The sequence below is a fragment of the Cobetia sp. BL01 genome (assembly GCF_056493605.1).
Map to the genome: position 1 here is coordinate 17,616 of NZ_JBVBEE010000002.1, position 20,306 is coordinate 37,921.

At 62.7% G+C, this 20,306-nt stretch carries 20 protein-coding genes; 5 read left to right on the forward strand and 15 right to left on the reverse strand.

From position 1 onward, the window contains the following. Positions 1-160: 160 nt before the first annotated feature. The 9 genes from ACZYGA_RS03765 to ACZYGA_RS03805 form a co-directional block, all read right to left on the reverse strand. The gene (locus ACZYGA_RS03765) at positions 161-1,000 is read right to left on the reverse strand and encodes a mechanosensitive ion channel family protein (RefSeq protein WP_240499561.1); all 840 of its coding nucleotides are present in this window, start codon (positions 998-1,000) and stop codon (positions 161-163) included. Positions 1,001-1,186: 186 nt separating this feature from the next. Next, positions 1,187-1,912, reverse strand: a complete 726-nt coding sequence (locus tag ACZYGA_RS03770; RefSeq protein ID WP_479398371.1) for a hypothetical protein — start codon at positions 1,910-1,912, stop codon at positions 1,187-1,189. Next, positions 1,887-3,098 carry a hypothetical protein gene (locus tag ACZYGA_RS03775; protein ID WP_279875978.1) on the reverse strand — a complete coding sequence of 404 codons (1,212 nt, stop codon included), beginning with the start codon at positions 3,096-3,098 and terminating at the stop codon, positions 1,887-1,889. The genes ACZYGA_RS03770 and ACZYGA_RS03775 overlap by 26 nt, the downstream gene beginning before the upstream one ends. Positions 3,099-3,103: 5 nt before the next feature. After that, positions 3,104-3,523, reverse strand: coding sequence for a GtrA family protein (locus ACZYGA_RS03780; protein WP_084209029.1), 420 nt, complete (start codon positions 3,521-3,523; stop codon positions 3,104-3,106). Further along, positions 3,513-4,712, reverse strand: coding sequence for a glycosyltransferase family 2 protein (locus tag ACZYGA_RS03785; protein WP_479398375.1), 1,200 nt, complete (start codon positions 4,710-4,712; stop codon positions 3,513-3,515). Before ACZYGA_RS03785 ends, ACZYGA_RS03780 begins: the two co-directional genes overlap by 11 nt. Before the next feature lie 415 nt (positions 4,713-5,127). Then, positions 5,128-5,430, reverse strand: a complete 303-nt coding sequence (locus tag ACZYGA_RS03790; protein WP_479398377.1) for a cyd operon YbgE family protein — start codon at positions 5,428-5,430, stop codon at positions 5,128-5,130. Between the two features lie 58 nt (positions 5,431-5,488). After that, positions 5,489-5,590 (reverse strand): cytochrome bd-I oxidase subunit CydX, encoded by a 102-nt coding sequence (cydX, locus tag ACZYGA_RS03795; RefSeq protein ID WP_024951692.1) that lies wholly within the window; start codon positions 5,588-5,590, stop codon positions 5,489-5,491. Between the two features lie 90 nt (positions 5,591-5,680). Then, positions 5,681-6,814, reverse strand: a complete 1,134-nt coding sequence (gene cydB / locus ACZYGA_RS03800; protein ID WP_077372590.1) for a cytochrome d ubiquinol oxidase subunit II — start codon at positions 6,812-6,814, stop codon at positions 5,681-5,683. A 6-nt stretch (positions 6,815-6,820) separates the two neighbouring features. Next, a complete protein-coding gene (locus ACZYGA_RS03805; RefSeq protein ID WP_084209032.1) occupies positions 6,821-8,422 on the reverse strand; it encodes a cytochrome ubiquinol oxidase subunit I in 1,602 nt (533 codons plus the stop codon). Between the two features lie 555 nt (positions 8,423-8,977). On the opposite strand from ACZYGA_RS03805, the gene ACZYGA_RS03810 reads away from it, so the two are divergent. The 3 genes from ACZYGA_RS03810 to ACZYGA_RS03820 all read left to right on the forward strand — a co-directional run bounded on the left by ACZYGA_RS03810 (position 8,978) and on the right by ACZYGA_RS03820 (position 11,782). Beyond that, positions 8,978-9,841: a lipopolysaccharide kinase InaA family protein gene (locus tag ACZYGA_RS03810; RefSeq protein WP_169477162.1), complete on the forward strand. Its 864-nt coding sequence runs from the start codon at positions 8,978-8,980 to the stop codon at positions 9,839-9,841. A 364-nt stretch (positions 9,842-10,205) separates the two neighbouring features. Then, positions 10,206-10,799 carry an OmpW/AlkL family protein gene (locus tag ACZYGA_RS03815; RefSeq protein ID WP_065392614.1) on the forward strand — a complete coding sequence of 198 codons (594 nt, stop codon included), beginning with the start codon at positions 10,206-10,208 and terminating at the stop codon, positions 10,797-10,799. A 278-nt stretch (positions 10,800-11,077) separates the two neighbouring features. Beyond that, positions 11,078-11,782 (forward strand): OmpW/AlkL family protein, encoded by a 705-nt coding sequence (locus tag ACZYGA_RS03820; RefSeq protein WP_240499562.1) that lies wholly within the window; start codon positions 11,078-11,080, stop codon positions 11,780-11,782. Positions 11,783-11,863: 81 nt separating this feature from the next. On the opposite strand, the gene ACZYGA_RS03825 is transcribed toward ACZYGA_RS03820, so the two are convergent. After that, positions 11,864-12,826, reverse strand: coding sequence for a DMT family transporter (locus ACZYGA_RS03825; protein ID WP_479398379.1), 963 nt, complete (start codon positions 12,824-12,826; stop codon positions 11,864-11,866). A 160-nt stretch (positions 12,827-12,986) separates the two neighbouring features. Here ACZYGA_RS03825 and ACZYGA_RS03830 point away from each other — a divergent pair, with 160 nt between their 5' ends. Next, entirely contained in the window at positions 12,987-14,630 is a 1,644-nt protein-coding gene (locus ACZYGA_RS03830; protein ID WP_479398381.1) for an aminotransferase-like domain-containing protein, read from the forward strand. Here ACZYGA_RS03830 and ACZYGA_RS03835 read toward each other — a convergent pair. Further along, positions 14,627-15,514, reverse strand: a complete 888-nt coding sequence (locus ACZYGA_RS03835) for a carboxylate/amino acid/amine transporter (protein WP_084209035.1) — start codon at positions 15,512-15,514, stop codon at positions 14,627-14,629. The two genes, ACZYGA_RS03830 and ACZYGA_RS03835, sit on opposite strands and share 4 nt — an antisense overlap. 28 nt (positions 15,515-15,542) lie before the next feature. Between ACZYGA_RS03835 and ACZYGA_RS03840 the strand changes: the two genes are divergently transcribed. Further along, entirely contained in the window at positions 15,543-16,067 is a 525-nt protein-coding gene (locus ACZYGA_RS03840; RefSeq protein WP_404624652.1) for a DUF6314 family protein, read from the forward strand. A 78-nt stretch (positions 16,068-16,145) separates the two neighbouring features. On the opposite strand, the gene ACZYGA_RS03845 is transcribed toward ACZYGA_RS03840, so the two are convergent. The 4 genes from ACZYGA_RS03845 to ACZYGA_RS03860 form a co-directional block, all read right to left on the reverse strand. Continuing rightward, a complete protein-coding gene (locus ACZYGA_RS03845; protein ID WP_077372570.1) occupies positions 16,146-16,829 on the reverse strand; it encodes an alpha/beta hydrolase in 684 nt (227 codons plus the stop codon). Positions 16,830-17,435: 606 nt separating this feature from the next. Beyond that, the gene (locus ACZYGA_RS03850; protein WP_479398382.1) at positions 17,436-18,194 is read right to left on the reverse strand and encodes a haloacid dehalogenase type II; all 759 of its coding nucleotides are present in this window, start codon (positions 18,192-18,194) and stop codon (positions 17,436-17,438) included. Between the two features lie 427 nt (positions 18,195-18,621). Continuing rightward, on the reverse strand, positions 18,622-18,954 hold the full coding sequence (locus ACZYGA_RS03855; protein WP_077372564.1) for a hypothetical protein: 333 nt from the start codon (positions 18,952-18,954) through the stop codon (positions 18,622-18,624). Between the two features lie 116 nt (positions 18,955-19,070). Further along, a complete protein-coding gene (locus ACZYGA_RS03860; RefSeq protein WP_479398383.1) occupies positions 19,071-19,412 on the reverse strand; it encodes a hypothetical protein in 342 nt (113 codons plus the stop codon). Between the last annotated feature and the right edge of the window lie 894 nt (positions 19,413-20,306).

Sequence of the window (20,306 nt, forward strand, 5' to 3'; positions counted from 1 at the left end):
TGTACAAGAGACGACACTCCCGGTCCTGGAGGATGAACCACTGCCACACTCGAGAGTAGCTGACTCGCGCCACAAAAGAACGCCACCCGAAGGTGGCGTTCTTTTGTGTCATATCACGGCATGTCATGGCATGGCATGCCATCACGCGAGGACAGGTGGCTTACTCGGCCGCCCTGCCCGGCTGATGGATATGCACATCGCGCTGCGGATAGGGGATGCTGATGCCGCGCTCGTCGAAGGTCAGCTTGATGCGCTCGGTCATGTCCCACTTCAGTGCCCAGTAGTCGGAGGCCTGGCACCACATGCGGAAGTTGAAGTTGACCGAGCTGTCGGCCAGTTCCGCCACGGCGATCAGGTAGGACGGCTCCTTCATGATGCGCTCGTCGCTGTTGACCAGCTCCTCGAGCACCGCCTTGACCTGACGGATGTCGTCGTCATAGCTGACCCCGACCACCAGATCCAGACGACGTGTCGGCAGTGCCGAATAATTGGTGATGGTCTGGGACATCACGCTGGAGTTGGGCACGGTGACCTTGCGATTGTCCGGCGTCACCAGACGAGTCTGCAGCATGGTGATCTGGTCGACGCTGCCGGACGTCCCGGCGGCCTCGATGTAATCGCCCTTCTTGAACGGACGCAGCGTCACCAGCAGGAAGCCCGAGGCCAGATTGGACAGTGAGCTCTGCAGTGCCAGGCCGATGGCCAGACCCGCCGCACCCAGCGCCGCGATCATCGACGTGGTATCGACCCCCACCTGATCCAGCGCGGTCAGCAGCACCATGACCACCAGAATCGCGTAGGCGATCTGACCGACGAAGCCTGCCGCCGCCTCGTCCATGCTCTTGCGTTGCAACAGCGAGGTGACCCAGCGGGTCAGACGCTTGGCCACCCACATCCCGAACACCAGCACGGCCAGTGCTGACAACAGGGTTCCGCCCCACCACAACGCCAGCTCGAACAACTGGTCGGTTTCCATGGGAATGGCATTCAGAAAATCCACACTAACTCCTTGTAAGCCCCTTGCGATGACAGTCACTGACTACCGGGCGCTTTCTCTTGATAGGACACGAGCCGTTCACCATCAGGCGAACTGCCGCTCGATCGGACGGATCATTCACGTTGCCGCGCGCACAATTTACCTGACTATCGTCGCCGCGTCAGTGCCATCGCGCGCCGCCGGTCAGGGTCATGGAGCACTGTCGGGCGGCGTCAGCCCCAGGGTCGAGCGCAACATCACGCTATCCAGGCGCAGGCCGACGGGAAACTTGTTGCCATCGATCCCGACATCCCGCGGGGCAATGGGCGGCGGCCCCTTGAGCGTCAGATGCAGGCTGCCGTCCGGCTGGATCAACCGCTCCGGCACCTCCACCTCGTGGCTGGCCTGACGACCGCCCACCGGCCAGCGGGCCAACAGCTCGCCTTCCCCCCACACCTCCACCGGGCGGGGTTCGGCGTCATCGGGATAGCGTGACAGCGCGAGTGCCACCACGACCGGCTGCCTGAGGCCCGGCGTGACCTTCAGACGCAGACCCACCTGCGCCTGGCGTGCACTGACCGGCCGATCCTCCTTGGGCGAATAGAACCCTTCCCACAGCACGCCGCAGTTGCCAAGCGGCTCCCCCTTGCGCACGGGATAGCGCTCGCCCAAGACGAGAACCGGTACCTCGCCCATCGGGCGATAGCAGGTGGTGGCGTGTTCGATGAAGTAGCGTCGGTAGTGGTCATCCACCTGAGGGGTACGTGCCAGCCACAGCATGCAGAGTTCGAAGGCCAGCACGGTGGCCGTTGCCAGCAATAGCCAGAGACGCCGCCGGCTCAAGCGGGTCGGCACGCCGTAACGCGCGTCGGCACGCCCTCCCGAAGTGGCGGAGAGGTCCGCACTCACATCAGACGAGCCAGAATGCGGCGTCATACCAGTTCTCCACCAGCCAGAGGTTGAAAAGCGCGCCCAGGGCGACCAGCCCCCAGGCAAGTCGGCTCGGGAGGCGCGTGAGCAGATCCAGCAGCGCCAGCACGAACACCGGCATGCCGATCAGGTAACGCGGGATGGCATCCAGCCCCGTGGCCAGCGGAATGAACAGGGTGAACGCCGCCAGGCCCATTTCCAGCCAGCGCCGCTGCAGGCCCAGCCAGCCGATCAACGCGATGCCGATCAGCGCCATGCTGGCCTGCCAGGCGGGCCGGAGCGTTTCCGGCGCCGTGAACCAGTACCCCAGCCCCTGCACCAGATTGACGATGGGATTGCCCATCTCGCGGCCCCAGGAGATCTGCACGTGACTGAAGGCCAGCGCATCGCCCGTCTGGTGGTAGAGCACCGCCATGAACAGAAACAGCCCCAGCGGCCCCATCACGCCGATCAACAGCCAGTCGGGGCGGCGCCACAACTCGGCGAAGGCCGCCAGACGCAGGCGCGCCAGCAGCTCGATGCCCATGGCGATGACCCAGAACACCCCGGTGGCTCGTGTCATCGACAGCAGCAATGTCCACAGCATCACCCGTCCGGTGCGCTGACAGCGCCAGTCGATCAGGGATGCGAGACACAACAGCCAGAACAGCGATTCCGAGTACAGCGCACTGAAATAGAAGCTGTACGGCATGCTGGCGACCAACCACACGAACAGCAGCGGCGAGGCATCAGGGCGCGTGATGGCAAGATAGCGACACCCCAACCCCAGGGCCGCCGCCAGCAGCACATTGCTCAGCAGTACGCCCATCAGCTCCGGGTCGAGCTGGCCGCCCAGCGTCACCAGCCACAACAGGGCAGGATAGAGCGGAAAGAAGGCCCAGTTGGCGGCATCACCGTCGCTCATGCCCCGGGCTTCGACATCGTAGCCACGGGTCATGATGCCCTTGAACCAGCTGCCATCGAACTGGGCCATGGCATGCAGGTAGCTTTGATCGCCATGGGCGGCGATGGCCAGCCACGCAAGCCGCGTGATCACCAGTGCCAGCAGGATATGTGCCCAGGGAATGCTGGCGGTGCGTGCGCGCACCAGCGCCTCGCTCGGCGATGGCGTCTCGGCGACCAGCGCGGCCCCCAGGGCCGCCAGCCGTCCCTTGCCCATCCGCTCGGCCTTCACGGCAGTGCTGTCGTTCATGAGGCTCATTCCTTGAAGGCCCAGAGTCGTGATGCCAGATAGGTCACGACGGGTACCGAGAGCGTCGCGATCGCGATGGCCACGAAGCCGCTCATGCCGAGCCCCTGGATCAGCACGGCCAGCAGCCCGTTGTTGAGCGCGAAGCCGCTGGCCGCCACCAGCGCGAACCGCCAGGCGCTGCCCTGTCGCTTGAAGGTCAGACGTCGATGCCCCACCAGCGAGACCTGGAAGGCCACACAGAAGGCCACGATATTGGCGATGAATTCATTGAGCGGTGGCCAGAGAAACAGCATCAACGCGGCGACCGCGAGGTGCACCCCCGTGGCGGCCAGCCCCACCAGACCGAAACGGGTGGCGGTGCCGGCTTCCTGTCGTGCCCGCTCTGCGGTGCTGGACGTCTGGCGTGACGTGGCATCATCCCTCACGCGAATCTCCTCGCGTCATGTCAGGCTCGGCACTCTGACAGGATTCACGGCGGCGACTGGCCTCACGGTCACGCTGTCCGCGCAAGACCCGCGCCGTGCTGAGGCCGCTGTCCAGCCCGCTGTCCGGCGAGGTAGCGCCACCGGGGCCATCCTGCAGGCTGTCGTGATCGATCAGATACAGCGGCCGCTGCTTGGTCTCCATGAACAGGCGCCCGAGATATTCGCCCAGCACGCCGATGGAAATCAGCTGCATGCCGCCGAAGAACAGCACCGCGATCATCAGGGACGCATACCCCGGGGCATCAATGCCGAACAGCACCGTCTTGCTGATGATGACGAGAATGTAGAGGAAGGACAGCCCCGCGATGCACGCGCCGAGGTAGGTCCAGACCCGCAGCGGCCAGGTCGAGAAGCTCACCACGCCGTCCAGGGCGAAGTTCCACAGCTTCCAGTAGTTGAACTTGGTCGTGCCGGCGGTCCTTGCCGGGCGCTGATAGGTGACGCCAACCGAGCGATAACCGGGCCAGGAGAACAGTCCCTTCATGAAACGGTTGCGCTCCGGCATGCGGCGCAACGCCTCGACGACCCGACGATCCAGCAGTCGGAAATCCCCGGCGTCCCGTGGAATCTCGGTAAAGGTCAGGCGATTGAAGATGCGATAGAACCATCCTGCCGTCTTGCGCTTGGTGGCGGTGTCTTCATCACGCGCGGCGCGGACGCCATAGACCATGTCGTAGCCGGCCTGCCACTGGGTGATGAATTCGAGTATCACCTCGGGCGGGTCCTGGAGATCGACATCCATCGGCACGATGGCATCGCCTCGCGCCTGCTCGATGCCGGCGCTCATGGCCGCTTCCTTGCCGAAGTTGCGTGTCAGGCTCAGATAACGAATACGTGAATCATCGGCCGCGGCAGCGTCCAGGCGCGCCAGGGTGGCATCGCTGGAGCCATCGTCGACGAACAGGATTTCCAGGTGCGGTACCTGCGCTGCCAAGGTGGCATCGATGGCGGCAAGAAACGGCGCGATCGTCTCCTCTTCATTCATCACCGGCACCACCAGCGACAGCACCCAGTCGCCTGATTGGCGCCGTGTCATGTCGCGCGGGATATAACCAGCAGACGCCGTGGACGGCCTGCTTCCCTCGGGTCCGCGGGTCGAACCGCGGGCAGAGTCAACGGATGATCGCATGCCTTCCTCCTCGAAGAGCGGTCTGGATATCGCTCGTGAACCATTGTTGTTGATATCGGTCGCCCAGCCATACCCCCACGACAGCACGCTCGGGCGCACAGGGGGTCTCTTGTGTTAGGTGGGGCTCGCAGGAGGGATTGCAATGACGCCTGGCCCACCACGCCCGGATGCACAAGCCCAGGGCATGGGCCAAGGGCATGAGCGAATCGCGGTGACCTCCAGGCCCCCTCTCACGCGGTTGCACTGGCGTTATAGGGCGCGGACTGGCGGGATGTAAAGCGATATCGCATGTCACTGCCGCTCAAGAAGGGCTCGCTTGCCTCCTCGGTGACACTTCTCGCGCCAGCATCCCCCCAACGCAAGAGGGGCCACTCATGGAGTGACCCCTCTCGGGACTTTCAAGGCATCGCAGTGGCTAGCTCATGCTCAGGACGATCAGGGTGATCAGCAGCAGACACCAGCTCAGCGGTGCGCCCAGCAGCCAGGCGCGCGTGGCATGACGCGGCACCAGACCGACCCCATGCGTGAAGCCGGCCCCCAGCCCCCACAGCGCGATCAGCAGCATCAGATAGCGCGGCCCGGTGGCCATCGAGGCGATGGCATCCGGCCCCAGCAGCATCCAGATGGCCACCATGGCAGACAGCAGCAGCGAGGCCAGATGGGCAGGGCGAGTTCGGCACCAGGCCGGTGGTCGTGAGGCGTACCAGGGTCGTGACATCGAGCTCTCCTTGATCAGAACGGTCGGCGGCGCAGAAGCATCGTTGAGGCCGCCTGCCTCAATCATCGTCAAAGGTGTGAGTCTGCTCAAGCCACAATGCATTGATGATGCCCGCGAAGCAGGCCAGCAGTACACCGAGAATCCAGGCGAAATACCACATGAAGTCGTCTCCCGGCGAGGGCGGCACCCTCGCCCAATGATGCAGTTATGAAGCGTACGGGAAAAGCGGTTGCAGCGTCGGCTGCCTGCCTCAGTACAGACTGTGTCCGTCCTGCTCGACGTGACTCACCGTGACGCGCCGCCACATCTTCACGTAGCACCAGGTGGTGTAGAGGATGATGGTCGGCACCATCACCAGCCCCGCCACGGTGACGATGGACAGTGTCAGCTCGCTGGAGACCGAATCCCACAGCGTCAGGCTGGCCTCGCCCATGCGCGAGGACGGCACGATGAACGGGAACATGCTGATGCCTGCGGTGGCGACCACACCGCCGACCCCGACGGAACTGGCCGTGAAGGCTGCCCCGCCCTGACGTCTGGCCGAGAGCCACATCGCGGTGACGATACCCGCCACGGCGCCCAAGGGCGCGAGCAACGTCAGCGGCTCACGCGCGTAGACATCCATCCAGCTGCCGGGACCGACCTGCTTGTCCAGCAGCTTTAGCGCCGTGCCGGTATCGCCCATCTGGTCGATGCTGTAGCCCATGCCGGACAACCACACCCACAGTCCGCCCAAGCCAAACAGCCCGAGCGAAAGCAGTCCCAGCGGCTGCACCAGACGCGCACTGCGCGCCGCCACGGCGTCATCGGCACGCGCCACCAGCCAGGTACCGCCATGCAGCATCACCATCACGACGGACAGCGCCGCACACAGCAACGCGAAGGGATTGAACAGCCCGAGATAGCTGCCGTCGTAGCTGGCACGCATGTACTGATCGACTTCCAGCGGCACGCCCTGCAGCAGATTGCCGAAGATGAGGCCGAAGAAGGCAGTGGGAATCAGGCTGCCGGCGACGATGCCACGGTCCCACCAGCCCCGCCATTGGGGGCTCTCGAGCTTGGAGCGATAGTCAAAGCCCAGCGGACGGAAGAACAGCGAGAACAGGATGGTCAGCATCGCGAAATAGAAGCTGGAGAACGCCGCGCCATAGACCACCGGCCACACCGCGAAGACGGCACCGATGGCGGTGACCAGCCATACCTGATTGCCATCCCAGTGCGGCGCCAGCGTGTTGATCACCACGCGCCGTTCGCTGTCACTGCGACTGACCAGCGGCATCAGCATCGCCGCGCCCATGTCCATGCCATCGGTGATGACGAAGCCGATCAGCAGCAGACCCACCGCCACCCACCAGAACAGCTTGAGGATCTCGTAATCCCACATGATCCATTACTCCTTGAATGACAGCGAAGGATTGAGCGACATGCCCTCGTCGTCTCGCAGGGCGCCGCGCTCGAAGTGATAGCGGCCGGTATGCAGGGAAGAGGGTCCCTTGCGCGCGAAGTGGAACATCAGCCACATCTCGATCACGAAGAACAGGCTGTAGAAGGCCAGGAAGCCACCGATGGACCACCACAGATCCGACTCATCCAGGCTCGAGGCCGCCATGAAGGTCGGCAGGATCTCCCCCACCGCCCAGGGCTGACGCCCGAATTCGGCCACGAACCAGCCGGTCTCCACCGCGATGAACGGCAGCGGGATCGACAGCAGGCAGATCCACAGGAACGGACGCACATCGAAGCGATGCTTGGCACTCATCCATACCGCGACGATGAAGATCGCGAGCATCGCCATGCCACAGGCGACCATGATGCGGAACGAGAAGAACATCGGCGCCACCGGGGGGATCGAGTCGGCCGCGGCCTTGTCGATCATCTCCGGCGTGGCATCGGAGGGCGTCTCGACATAGCGCTTGAGCAGCATGCCGTAACCGAGATCCTGCTTGACGGCATCGAAGGCCTTGCGGGTCGCGATATCGTCCTGACCCTCACGCAGCTGCTGGAGCAGATCATAGGCCTGCATGCCATTGACGATGCGTCCGCGGTGCTCCTCGGTCAGCTCCTTGATGCCCGGAATCTCGGTATCCAGCGAGCGCGTACCGATCAGCCCCATCACATAGGGAATGTGGATGCCGTAATCGGTGTGCTGGGTCTCCTCGTTGGGCAGACCGATCAGCGTGAAGGACGCCGGCGCCGGCTCGGTCTCCCACATCGCCTCGATGGCGGCCATCTTGGCCTTCTGCACGTCGCCCACCTCATAACCGGACTCATCGCCCAGCACGATGACCGAGGCCACTGAGAACAGTCCGAAGGCCGCGGCGATGGCGAAGCTGCGCTTGGCGAAGCCCAGATCCCGCCCCTTGAGCAGGTAGAAGGCGCTGATGCCGAGCACGAACATGGCGCCGGTCACGTAACCTGCCGACACGGTATGCACGAACTTGGCCTGGGCGACCGGATTGAAGATGACATCCGCGAAGCTGGTCAGCTCCATGCGCATGGTCTCGAAATTGAAGGCCGCCCCGACCGGATTCTGCATCCAGCCATTGGCGATCAGGATCCACAGCGCCGAGAAGTTGGAGCCGAAGGCGACAAGCCAGGTCACCATCAGGTGCTGACGCTTGCTCAGGCGGTCCCAGCCGAAGAAGAACAGCCCGACGAAGGTGGATTCGAGGAAGAAGGCCACCAGGCCCTCGATGGCCAGCGGCGCACCGAAGATATCCCCGACGTAATGCGAGTAATAGGCCCAGTTGGTGCCGAACTGGAACTCCATCGTCAGGCCGGTGGCGACACCGAGCGCGAAGTTGATGCCGAACAGCTTGCCCCAGAACTTGGTCATGTCTTGGTAGACCTGCTTGCCGGTCATCACATACAGGGATTCCATGATGGCCAGCAGGAAGGCCATGCCGATGGTCAACGGGACGAACAGGAAGTGATAGAGCGCGGTCATGCCAAACTGGAACCGCGACAGCTCCACTACGGTATCGGAGATCATGTCTAACCCCTTTGCGATAAGACGAACGGCCAGACTGCCGTCTCTGCATGCGCTTGCCACCGACGTCGGGGGCAGTCTCCCCCCCGACTCCCGCCGGAAAGCGCACAGGCAATGGCACCGTGGTACCAAGACCTTGGTCGGACATTCTCTGCCCTCTCGCGACAGGCTCCAGATGACAGGTTGTCGCAGCCGCACTCCGGCAAGCGCCGCCTGCGGGGATCGCAAGCCCATGAGCTGACAGCGGAAACGTCCATGGCCCGCATCATTGCTGGGCTGGCGCGCAGTGGGCCGCCAGCGGCCTCTCAACGCTCTTCCTGCGCACCTGCACGACACCTGCGACCTTCCACCACACGCCACAGCGCACGGGCCTGCACGACAGAGGTCATGCACGGCTCGGACAATCCTGCGACGCGTGCTGAATGCGCAGACACAGGAGTTGCCGATCAGCGACTATCACTTCACCAGCAGGCTAACTATCATAGGGCGATCCATCGCTGGGTCCTGCGGCAGGGATTGCCCGTGACTCACCTCCCCTCTTTAGCTCGTGAACTTGCCATGACCTCCTTTTCCCGCCACTCCCTGTCCAGCGCCTCTCGGGGCCCACGTGCCACGGCGCCCCGTGGCCATGCCGACTACTGTGACCCCGCCCTGGGGAATCTGCTGGATTACCACGGCCTGAACCGGTTCGAGGCCCTGTGGCACGTGGCCGCCCAGGACGTTGATGCCCCTAACCGTGAGCGCGGAGGCATCTCGACGGTCTCGCTGCTCACTCTCGAGGACGAGCAGGGCCAGACACATCGCCTCTACCTCAAGCGCCAGACCAACCATCTGGGCCGCAGCCTGTCACGCCCACTGGGCGAGCCGACCTTCTCGCGCGAGTGGCGTGCCATCCGCCACTATCACGCGCTGGGCATTCCTTCGGTGGATGCCGGCTGGTATGGCGAGCGCCGCACCGGCAAGGAGTGGCGCGCCATCCTGATCACCTTCGATCTCGACGGCCGCGATGATCTGGACCACTGGCATGCACGCTGGCCGGCGCTGGACGATACCCGACGCACGCAAGTCATCACTGCCAGCGCACGTCTCGTGCGACAGATTCATCAGGCCGGCATGATGCACGGCTGCCTGTTCCCCAAGCATCTGTTCCTCAGCCGCCCACAGCCCGCCGCCGACGGTACCAGCGCCATGCAGGAACAGATGGATGCCGTCATCATCGATCTGGAGAAGACCCGACGCTTCGTGCTGCGCCGTCACGAGTGCCAGCGCGACCTCTACGTGTTGTGGCGCCGCCTCAAGGCCTGGCAGGCAGCGGAGTGGCGAGAGTTTCTGGCCGTCTACCTTGACTGTCCCGCGCAGAGTGACGAGGTCAGTCGATGGCTCAACGAGCTTGAAGCACGTGCCCAGCGCAAGCGTCGCTGAATTCCCACACTGGTGGGCGCATCACGCATTGCGTAGCATGCGCTCACCTCACGAGCCGCCTACGACCAACGTCTCATGAATCTGTCGTGAAAATGAACGGCCCTGTCGCTGTCCTGCGCCACCTCCAGTCTCATCCTCGAGACATGCACCTTTTCTGAAATAATCGGTAACATCCGCTAACAAGACGTCAAATATGTTTTCAAACATTGTTCTAAAAAAATGCTTGCCAAAAAGAACAGTGTTTTTTATAGTTCATCTCGTCACCTGAACAAGGCAGCCTTGCCACACTCGGTACATCCCCCGAGTTCGCCAGGCACCGCCGACAGGAAGCCCCCGAGGCCACAAGCTTCAAGGAGAACATCACATGAAAACCATCAAGATCCTGACTGCTACCGTCATCGCCGGCACCATGGCAATGGGTGCACAATCTGCACTGGCCTACGGCAAGGGCGATATCTTCCTGCGCGGCGGCGTTGCCAAGGTCGACGGCAAGAGCAACAACGGCAATGGCCTGATCGCCAAGGATGAATCCGGTTTCGCCGGCTCCGTGGGCTACATGTTCCACGACAACCTGGCAGTTGCTCTGCAGTCCACTGAAGCATTCAGCACCGACTGGAAAAACAGCGACGGTGGCTTCGATCAGATGCCGATCAACCTGATGCTGCAGTACTACCCGCTGGGCGGTACCGAAGCTCGCGTTCAGCCTTACGCTGGCGTCGGCCTGAACTACACCCACTTCTCCGGTGAGTCTGCCGGTGGCCAGAGCATGGACATCGACGACAGCTACGGCGCTGCTGCCGAGCTGGGTGTTGACCTCAACATCAACGAATCCTGGGCCGTCAATGGCTTCGCTCGTTACGCTGACGTCAAGGCCGACACCAAGATCAACGGCCAGGACGTGAACGACACCGAGCTGGACCCGGTCACCGTCGGTGCCGGTGTCACCTACCGCTTCTAAGTGCTGAAACACGCACTGACGAGCCGCGCCGAGCCATGACGCATCAGGGGTGATCCCCTTGCCTCATTGACGACGCACAAGAACGCCGCAGGCCTCAGGGCCTGCGGCGTTCTTGCATGCGCGGACAGTCGGCGAGACAGACGGAACTTGATTTGAATCAAGTGTGACGGACCCTTGTCGGACATGACGGCAAACCCTTGTCATGGATCAATTTTTCGTCGACATGAGCTCCTAGACTGACATCTCCTTTCTCACCCCCTGTCACTTCGGGAGCGAACATGTCAGCCGCACAGTCCTTCTTGCCCTTCTCCTTCTGCCGGTCCTCTTCACGCCCGCTGCGCATGGCGGCGATCACGGCCGCACTCACGCTGACTGCCACGTCGGCTGTCGCTGCGCCGTTCTCGTCGACTGACTCAGGCCTCGAGAACCTCGATTATGGTGCCGGCCAGTTCTGGACGCGTGCGGGTGTCGCCAAGGTCTCGCCTAAGAGCGACAACGGTCGCATCGATGCCATCGGTGCCGACGTGGACGTCGATGATGACAGCGCCTTCGCCTTCACTCTGGGGTATCGCTTCACCGATACCCTGGGGATCGAGCTGCTGGCCGCGCAGAATTTCGAGCATGACATCTCGCTGAATGGCCAGAAGGCCGGCTCCGTCGATCATCTGCCACCGACCCTGACACTGCAGTACTACCCCCTCGGTGGACGCGACTCCCGCATCCAGCCGTACATCGGTGCAGGCGTCAATTACACCCACTTCTCCGATGAAACCCTCGATGACGGCACCAAGCTCGAGATGGATGACAGCTGGGGCGCGGCCGCACAGATCGGTGTCGACCTGGTCATCAATGAGCATTGGGCGGCCAACGTCGCTGCCTGGTATCTGGATATCGATTCCGATGTCACCGTGGCGGGCAGCGTCAACGACAAGGTCGAGATCGACCCGATCGTGACCATGGCCGGTATCAGCTATCGCTTCTGAATCGCGCATCTGACTGGCCACAGACGACAACGCCCCGCCAGCCCATCACGGGCCGGCGGGGCGTTGTGCGTTCAGGACGAATCAACGCGAGGCGGCCTGCCCGCTGCTCGGTGCCGACGTCTCGGGCACTGACGGCGACGTGTCGTCAGCCGGCGCCCTGGCTACCTTGCCCGGACGGGGGCGATCCAGCACCAGTCCCAGCACGACCAGCGCCGCTCCCATCACCATCAAGGCGGTCCACTGCTCATCGAACAGCCACCAGGCCATCAGCGCGGCACACGGTGGCACCAGGAAGAAGGTACGTGCGACCTGGTGGGCCTCGCCACGTTCGAGCATCAGCATCAGCAACCAGATAGCACCCACCGAGATGGCGATCACCAGCCAGGCGAGGGTCAGCAGTAGACGAGGCGTCGGGTCGAAGGCGAAGCTACCTACGCTGCTGGCTGCGATGAGGAAGACACAGCCCGCTCCCAGATACTGGAATACCAGCCCCTCCACCAACCCCATCCGACCACCGACACGCTTCTGCCACAGCGTCGAGCTGGACACGCCGATGAGCGCCACCAGACACCACAGCAGGCCGATCATCGGCCACTCGAGCGTAGCGCTTGCGGCGCCTGCCCCCTGAAGCACGCCCGCCCCCAGCACCAGACTGACGCCAATCGCGCCACACCCCAGTCCCAGCCACTGCCTGGCGCCCAGACGGATACCGAACAGCGGCAGTGACAGCGCCGCCGTCACCAGAGGGTGCAGGCTGACCAGCAAGGCCGTCAGCCCCGCAGGCAGCCCGGCCTTGACCGCCGCGAACACGCCACCCAGATAGGCGCCGTGCAACAGCATGCCGATGCCCATCTGAGCCAGCTTGTCATGGCGCTGCCCCCATTGGCGCGGCTTGCGGCGTATCCACAGGATCAGCCCCAGCACCGGCAGTACCAGCAGGCTACGCACCAGCAGCAGCGTGAAAGGCTCAGCATCCAGGGTGCCGAAACGTGCGGCGATGAACCCGGTGGCGAACAGGAAGACGAAGGTCAGCGGCATCCACATCAGATTGACTCCAGAGCACGAGAGACGGGACCTCACTGTCCCGAGGAGCGCTCACACCGAGCGCGTCAGGCATCGCCAGCGTGATGTGACATGAGCTTGCCGCGAAGGCATCAGGGGATACAAGATACAGAGAATGGCTTTTTCAGGGGATACAGTCCGCATGAGTGGCACTCAAGACCTCCCATCAGCGCCGCGCTACCAACAACTGGCGACGCGCTTGAAAGCCGAGATGGCGACGGGGCAACTCGTCCCCGGACAACGGCTGCCCTCATTGCGCCGCCAGGCGGCCCTGTCAGGGCTGGGACTCAACAGCGTGATCCGCGCCTATGGCGAGCTGGAATCCGCCGGCTTCCTCGTGGCTGTCCCGCGCCGGGGATTTCAGGTCGCGGCCGCAGCGGCGCCTCCCTCTTCCGCCAGCCGCGATCACGACGCCGCCCCGTCACGCTGCACCCCTCTTGCCACTCCGTCACTGGCCATCGATGACCCGGCCTGGCAGGCCATGGCTCATGCCAGCGACCCGGCGCTGGCCCCGCTGGGCGCGGCGCATCCCGAGCTGGATGCGCCCGCCGTGCGGCGCCTCTATCGGCTGGTGCGCCAGAAGCTCAAGCATCACGCCGAATCCCCCAGCGCTTACGCGCTGCCCCCGGGCTCCCCCGCCCTGCGCGAGGCCATTGCCTCTCACCTCAGCCACCATGGCCATCACTGTCACGGTGACACCCTGTTGCTGTGTCAGGGGGCTCAGCAAGGCATGTCGCTGATTCTCCGACAATGGCGCGCAAGCCGGGGACGCTGTCGCATCGGCATCGAGGCCCCCGGCTATTTCGGTGTGCTTGCGGCGGTGGAAGCCAATGGTCACGAAGCCATTGCCCTGCCGACACATGCCGGAAGCGGACTGGATATCGAGGCATTGGCCAGACTGCTGGAGGAAGGAGAGGCAAGGCAGATGGACAGGCGGCAGACGTGTGCAGGCAAGACGCGGCCAGAGATGCCGCCCACGGCCGGGCACCGACACGGCAAGGCCGCCCTCGACGCGCTGATCGTCTCACCGGATTGCCACAACCCGCTGGGTGGCCAGCTGAGCCTGACGGATCGAGATCGCCTGCTCAAGCTGGCCCAACGCCACGGGGTACAGATCATCGAGAATGCCACCTTCGCGGAACTGAGCTTCGACACCCGTCTGCCCTGGCTGATGGACCTCCATCAGCGCCAGGCACCGTCACCGGCGCAGACAACGCCACTGGGACAGACAATATCACCGGAACAGGCACCCGGCGTGATCACGGTGGGCTCGCTGTCCAAGACGCTCGACCCGCGAGCACGCTGTGGCTGGGTGTGGCTCCCACGGCCCGAAAGCGTGACGCCTGACGCCGAGCTGGGCATGCAGGGGCTGATTCGCGCACGCTGGGCCGATGGCATGGGCGACATGCCATGGATGCACGCCGCCCTCGCGGAGCTGATCGCCAGCGGCGATTACGGGCGCCATGTCCACCGCATGCGCCGCTGCTACGCGAAGCGCCTGCAACTGCTGCGCGAGACGCTTGCCTCTGCTCTCGGCGATGGCGTCTGGCTGCCCGGTGTCAGTGGTGGCTATCTGCAGTGGTGCGGCCTGCCGGGACTGGATGGCGCGGCCCTTTCCCGCCTGCACCGCGAGCTGCTCGAGGCTGGCATCGCCACTCTGCCCGGCTACCTGTTCAAGGCGGTCAGCCCCGGCCTGCGCCTCAATGCGGCCCAACTGCAGGACGATGAGACCCTCGCACGATTGACCACGACCCTGCGCAATGCGCTGCACGGAGCCGATGCCTAGCGAACGCTCTGCGCCTCACGCGCGCGCTGCTCACGCTGGCGCGCCCAGAACTGATTGATCAACAGCGCCAGCACGATGACCGCCCCGCCCAGCGCGAGACGCGGCAGGTCCGCGTCGCGATTCCAGATCAGCAGATTGACCAGCAGTCCCGCCGGTACCAGCGCATTGTTCATGATCGCCAGGGTACCGGCATCGACGCGCGTCGCTCCCTTGTTCCACAGGAAGTAGCCCATCCCGGACGCCACGATGCCCAACCAGCCCAGCACCACGAAGTGCACCGGCTGCGAAGGCAGCTTGTCGGTATTGCCGAACAGCAGGAACATCACGACCACCAGCGCCAGGGCGCCAAGATAGAACCAGCCGAACACATGACGGTGCGCGACACCTTCAGGCAGCTGGGGCGAGAGATGACGATAGGCGACCTGGCCGATGGCAAAGCACAGATTGGCCCCCTGAACGACGGCAAAGCCGAGCCAGAAGCCCTCGGTGACCCCGTCGTAGCGAATGATCGCCGCACCGATGACCGCCACCATCGCCGTGAGCAGGTAGAATGGCGACAGCCGACGTTTCATCATGTCATCCAGGAGGGTGATGTAGATGGGCGTGAAGATCGTGAACAGCAGCACTTCCGGGACGGGCAACAGCAGGAAGGAGCGGTAGAAGAAGATGTACATCAGCCCCAGCTGCACCGCACCGATGGCCATCAGCTGCCAGCGGATGCGGCCACTGATCGCCCGTGGGCGCAGAAAGGGAGCAAAGATCAGGCTGGCCAGCACGATGCGTGTCAGCACGGCCAGATAGCTATCGACCTGACCGGACAGGTAGACGCCGATCAGGGAAAACGAGAAGGCCCACAGGGCCGTGACACCGATCAGGTAGGACATGACGAGTAAACCCGTTAGGCAGAGAAAGTTGACAGGCATTGTAACCCTCCACGCGCTGCTTGAGCAGATACGCCACCTGGAATTTTCGTCACGCTCAGGGCCTGCCTCACGCAACGCCTGGTCCGGCCATGGCAGCGGTGAAGTGCGCCTTGAGAAGGAGATGCCTGATGGGGCCGGCAGGACTGGGGCGGAAGACTCGTGGGACATCCTCTTCAATGAACAGGGGCAGTTCCGACTGGAGGGCCAGGCCAGCAGTGTCACGTTCAGCAATCGCTATCGCTGGCGACTGAGCCCCGATGGCACGGCCCTGTCACTGAGCCATGAGCGCCGCGGCCGCGATGCGGCGGTCTTCCTGTTCGACCTGATCGAGGCTCCCGCAGGCGATGGTGACCACTTCATCAGCCGCGAGGCACACCTGTGCATCGATGACCTCTATTCCGCCACCCTCGTCATCGTGCGCGATGCGGATGACAAGCCCTGCGGCTTCGACCTCGACTGGCGCATCACCGGCCCGCGCAAGGATGAACATCTCGCCTATCGCTATCGCTGCTGAACGTGACCCGCGCTGCCGGCACATGAAAACGCCGCTGACGAATCACTCCGTCAGCGGCGTTGTGGGACTGGCGGCCGATCAAGCCAGCAGGCGTGCCGTGAACCATTCGCCGATCGCCTCGATCTCCTCGAGACACACGGCGTGCGCCATCGGCCAGGTCTGCCATTCAAGCGGATGCCCGAGGGCGCGAGCACTCTCGGCGCCAGCCTCCCCCAGTGCCAGCGGCACGATGTCATCCTGGGTGCCGTGATGGACACTGATGGCCAGCCCCTGATTGGCGGCTGACGGCGTGATGGTCGCGCTGGTGGCGAAATAGGTGGAGAGCGCCAGCAACCCACCCAACGGCCGCTCACAGCTCAACGCCGCCTCGTAGACCACGGCACCGCCCTGAGAAAAGCCTGCCAGCAGGATGCGCTCACTGGCGATCCCCTGCGCGACCTGCTCCTCGATCAAGGCATGCACGTAAGCCGCGGACTCGCGCAGCTGCACTTCATCGACACGCCGCCCAAGATTCATCTCGAGAATGTCGTACCAGGCCGGCATGCGCATGCCGCCATTGACGGTCACGGCCAGCTCACGCGCGTGCGGGAAGACGAAACGCACGCCGTGATCCGCCGGCAATCCCAGCGCCGGCACCACGGGCACGAAATCACTGCCGTCCGCCCCCAGCCCATGCAACCAGATGACACAGGCATCCGCCTGGCCCTGAGGCTCGATGATCTGCGGACTACGGTGGCCATGCTGGGGTGATGCGTCGTTCATCTCTGCGCTCCTGTCTGGAAAAGGGGAATGCCGCCCAGCCTACCATTGACATTGGTTTCTGCCACCTGCGCTCCCCTCGCTCAGACCCCGACCGCGCGATGCAGCACGCCTGCTCGGCCTGCGCTCCCCCTCTTCTGGCGCGCTCTCACCATGACACTGCCTCTGGACGCGAGACATAAAAAAACCCGCCAATCGGGCGGGCAATGAATGTCGGGACAGCGACACCCAGGACAGGAAAGCGCTTGAGAAACCGTGCCTGCGGGGGGCTTTCTCAAGCACTCTGGGTCTTTCTGAGAAGCATCCTTCTCGAGATCGCCTGAGGACTGTCACGCCACCTCGATGCGACCTGTCAGCGCGCCATTCCATCATCACGCACCATCGATCAACATCAACGAAATACAGCGCATGACAGCGAACCACCATCACGAAATCTCGACAATATCGCCAGAATACTTGCGGATTATTCACGATGAATCTGCCAGGCGATGGGACCGGCAGCCTCCCGATTGACAGGATATGATTTCTGTCAAAGGAGATTCGCCAGCCCCACCGATACCGCGGACTTCAGGGTGACAGGATCTCGATAGCCCCCGCCAATAAAGGAAATTACTCCAGAATGTCGGCCAGTTCGTTCACATCCTTCACGACATGATCCGGCGCCTTTGACAGCGGGAAGAGTGCCTTGCCCGGGCGGGCGATGAAGGTGGTCTGCAAGCCCGCTTCCTTGGCACCCGCGACATCCCAACCATGTGCAGCGACCATCATGGCTTCTTCAGGTTCGACATCGAGCTTGTCCAGCACCCACTCATAGGAACGCAGGTCCGGCTTGTAGATCTGGATATCTTCAATGCTGTAGCGAGCATCGAAATACGGCAGCAGTCCCGCGTTCTCGAACTGGGCCTTGACGCCCTTGTTGGACGAGTTGGTCAGACTGACGATCTTGTAGCCTTCGGCCTTGAGCCTGGCCAGACCTTCCTTGACATCAGGGTGAGGCGGGAGTGTCAGCAACGGTGTGATGATGGCCTCCTTCGCCTGCTCATCCGTCAGTTCGACACCGTTGTTCTGCGCGACCACCAGCAACGAGGCGACACCGATCTGCCCGAAGTCGTGATAGTCCCGGGTCACGGTAGACACCAGGGAGTAATGCAGCATGGTCGAGAACCACAGGGGTAGCAGGTCTTCTCTTCCCCCCAGTGCCTCACCGACCGAACTGCGCATCGAGGTCAGGTCCAACAGCGTTTCATTGACATCGAAGATGAGCACCTTGGGCTTATCGACGACATCATCCGCCATCGCATTCCCCGACATCAGGCCGATACCCAACAACACTGAACCTGCCACCTTCTTGAGTTTTCCGCGCACCATCATGGGTCTCCACTTGATCGATATCATGGCATCCGGCCTCGACATTTCCGGTATGCCGCTCGGCAATCAACAACGTTTAATCACCGTGACCCACCATGACACCCTCACCATGAACTGGCGATGAATCTTCATGAAAAACGCGGGAAATATCTGCAATGATCCAGATGAATCATCCTTCCTTGCGAGGGCTGACTGGCTTGTCATTCTCGAGCGCCTATCACGCCTTGCGCCCCAGAAATCGTCTCAAACCTGTCCAATGATACATCGCAGATATCAGCATCCAACCGGCGTAAATTTTGGCAAGAATGCCTCACGAAGACTCAAGAAAATCCTCTAACACCTTGTCGACATCCAGCACATACCATGCGCAGAGACGACCCACCCGGTGGCGGCAGCCAAGACCATCCACCAATGCGCCCCCCTGTCCTCAGACGCTTTCGCTCAGGGCATGCTGGACGCGGGTGGCGGAAACGCTCTTGCCGGCATCATTGACGTACTGGCGGGAATCACGAGTGATCTGCGCCTGCTGACCATTGACGCTCTGGCTGTTCAGCGCCTGCTCGACACGACTGGCCGCAACACTCTTGCCGGCGTCGTTGAGGTGCAGCGGCTGAGACGCTGCCTGCTGGGCCTGACCGTGGATCACGGATTCGCTGATGGTGGCGCGAACCTGCTGGTCGGCAACGCTATCAGCGTTGGCAACGCCTGCGGTGGTCACGGAGAGAACGGCGGCGGCGATGAGGGCGTTGAAGGTCTTCATGATATGACTCCTGGAAATGACACTGACGAAAGAGGTAGGGAAAGACAGAGTGCTTGAGAGCGACGCGCCGAGAGGCCGTGTCTTGAGACCCGTTGACGACTCAGCGTTGCGTCGACTCACACGTTGTCGCTGATGCTCTGCTGGACTCGGCTGGCTGCGACACTCTTGCCCTGCTCGGAAACGGTGTCATTGGCCCGGGATACGGCAGCGGCCTGCTGGCCACGAATGTGCTCGGCATTGAGTGATTGCTCGACACGTCCGGCGGCAACGCTCATTCCAGTCTCCGCGAAGCTCTGCTGGCTGGTGGCTGCCGGCTGGGACTGGCCGATGATCTGCTGGCTGTTCAGCGCATTCTGGACGCGCAGAGCGGCAGGGCTGTCATCAGCGGCAAGGGCGGACGTGCTGGCAGTGGCGATGACGGCGGCGGCGATCAATGTCTTCAGTGTGGTGTTCTTCATGGTCTATCTCCTGGTCCTGGGTAGCGGATGATTCCGCGTGAAGTCGTTGTCAGCGAGTGAAGGATCTGGCGGGTAGCCCCTGTCCGGGCTCCGTCCTCCATTGGCTGTGGGTCGTGCTGCGCTTCGATAATTAACAGACTAATCTTTATTCCGCTTTCTAACTAGCCGTGCCATTGGAAGCTCACTGTTTCGTCTTGAGCAACAAATTCGCGGTAGGCTGTCGATTCCGGGGCCAGCATCTTCCGCGCGCCCCTCGAGATCGACAATTCATGTCAGATTCACGGACAACTCTTGTATAACTATGATGGTGCAGAAACTTCCTGATTCCGTGCCGAGTCAGCCATCTGACTGACGCCTTGCCCTGGCAGAATCCTTCGGTGTTCGAGAGAAATCCCTGTCTCGAGACTCCCCTCGGGAAAACATGTCGCCAGCGGTGAAGTGTGTCGTCATGTTCTGATGAGACATACGCCAAGGCCTTGAGACTGGATGCAGCAGAAAGAGAAATAATGCGTTTATTTTTCTGTCGGCCAGCGACAGGAAGCCGGATAACTCCCTTGCAGAGCAGAGGATTGTTCACCCCGGTCGCCCGAATTGTTCCTCACCCACCGAGTACGCCGAAGGTCGCTTCCACCATCGCCGGGGGCCCTGGCTCAAGCACGCTGCCTGGGCGCGCTCGTCAGATGACGGCTCCGTCCTGGTCAGGTGACAAGGGGGCATTCAGACCTCAAGAGACACGCGCACATTGCCTGCATATTGTCTGCATGTTGCATCTAACCTTCGTTGAACACGCCGAGAGACGTGCAGCGCGTGGAGTACCGGCCTGACCATCACGGGTTGGTTCTCATGAGGAATCAATCCTCAACGACGATGCCCTCGCCAACACCGTCAGCAGAG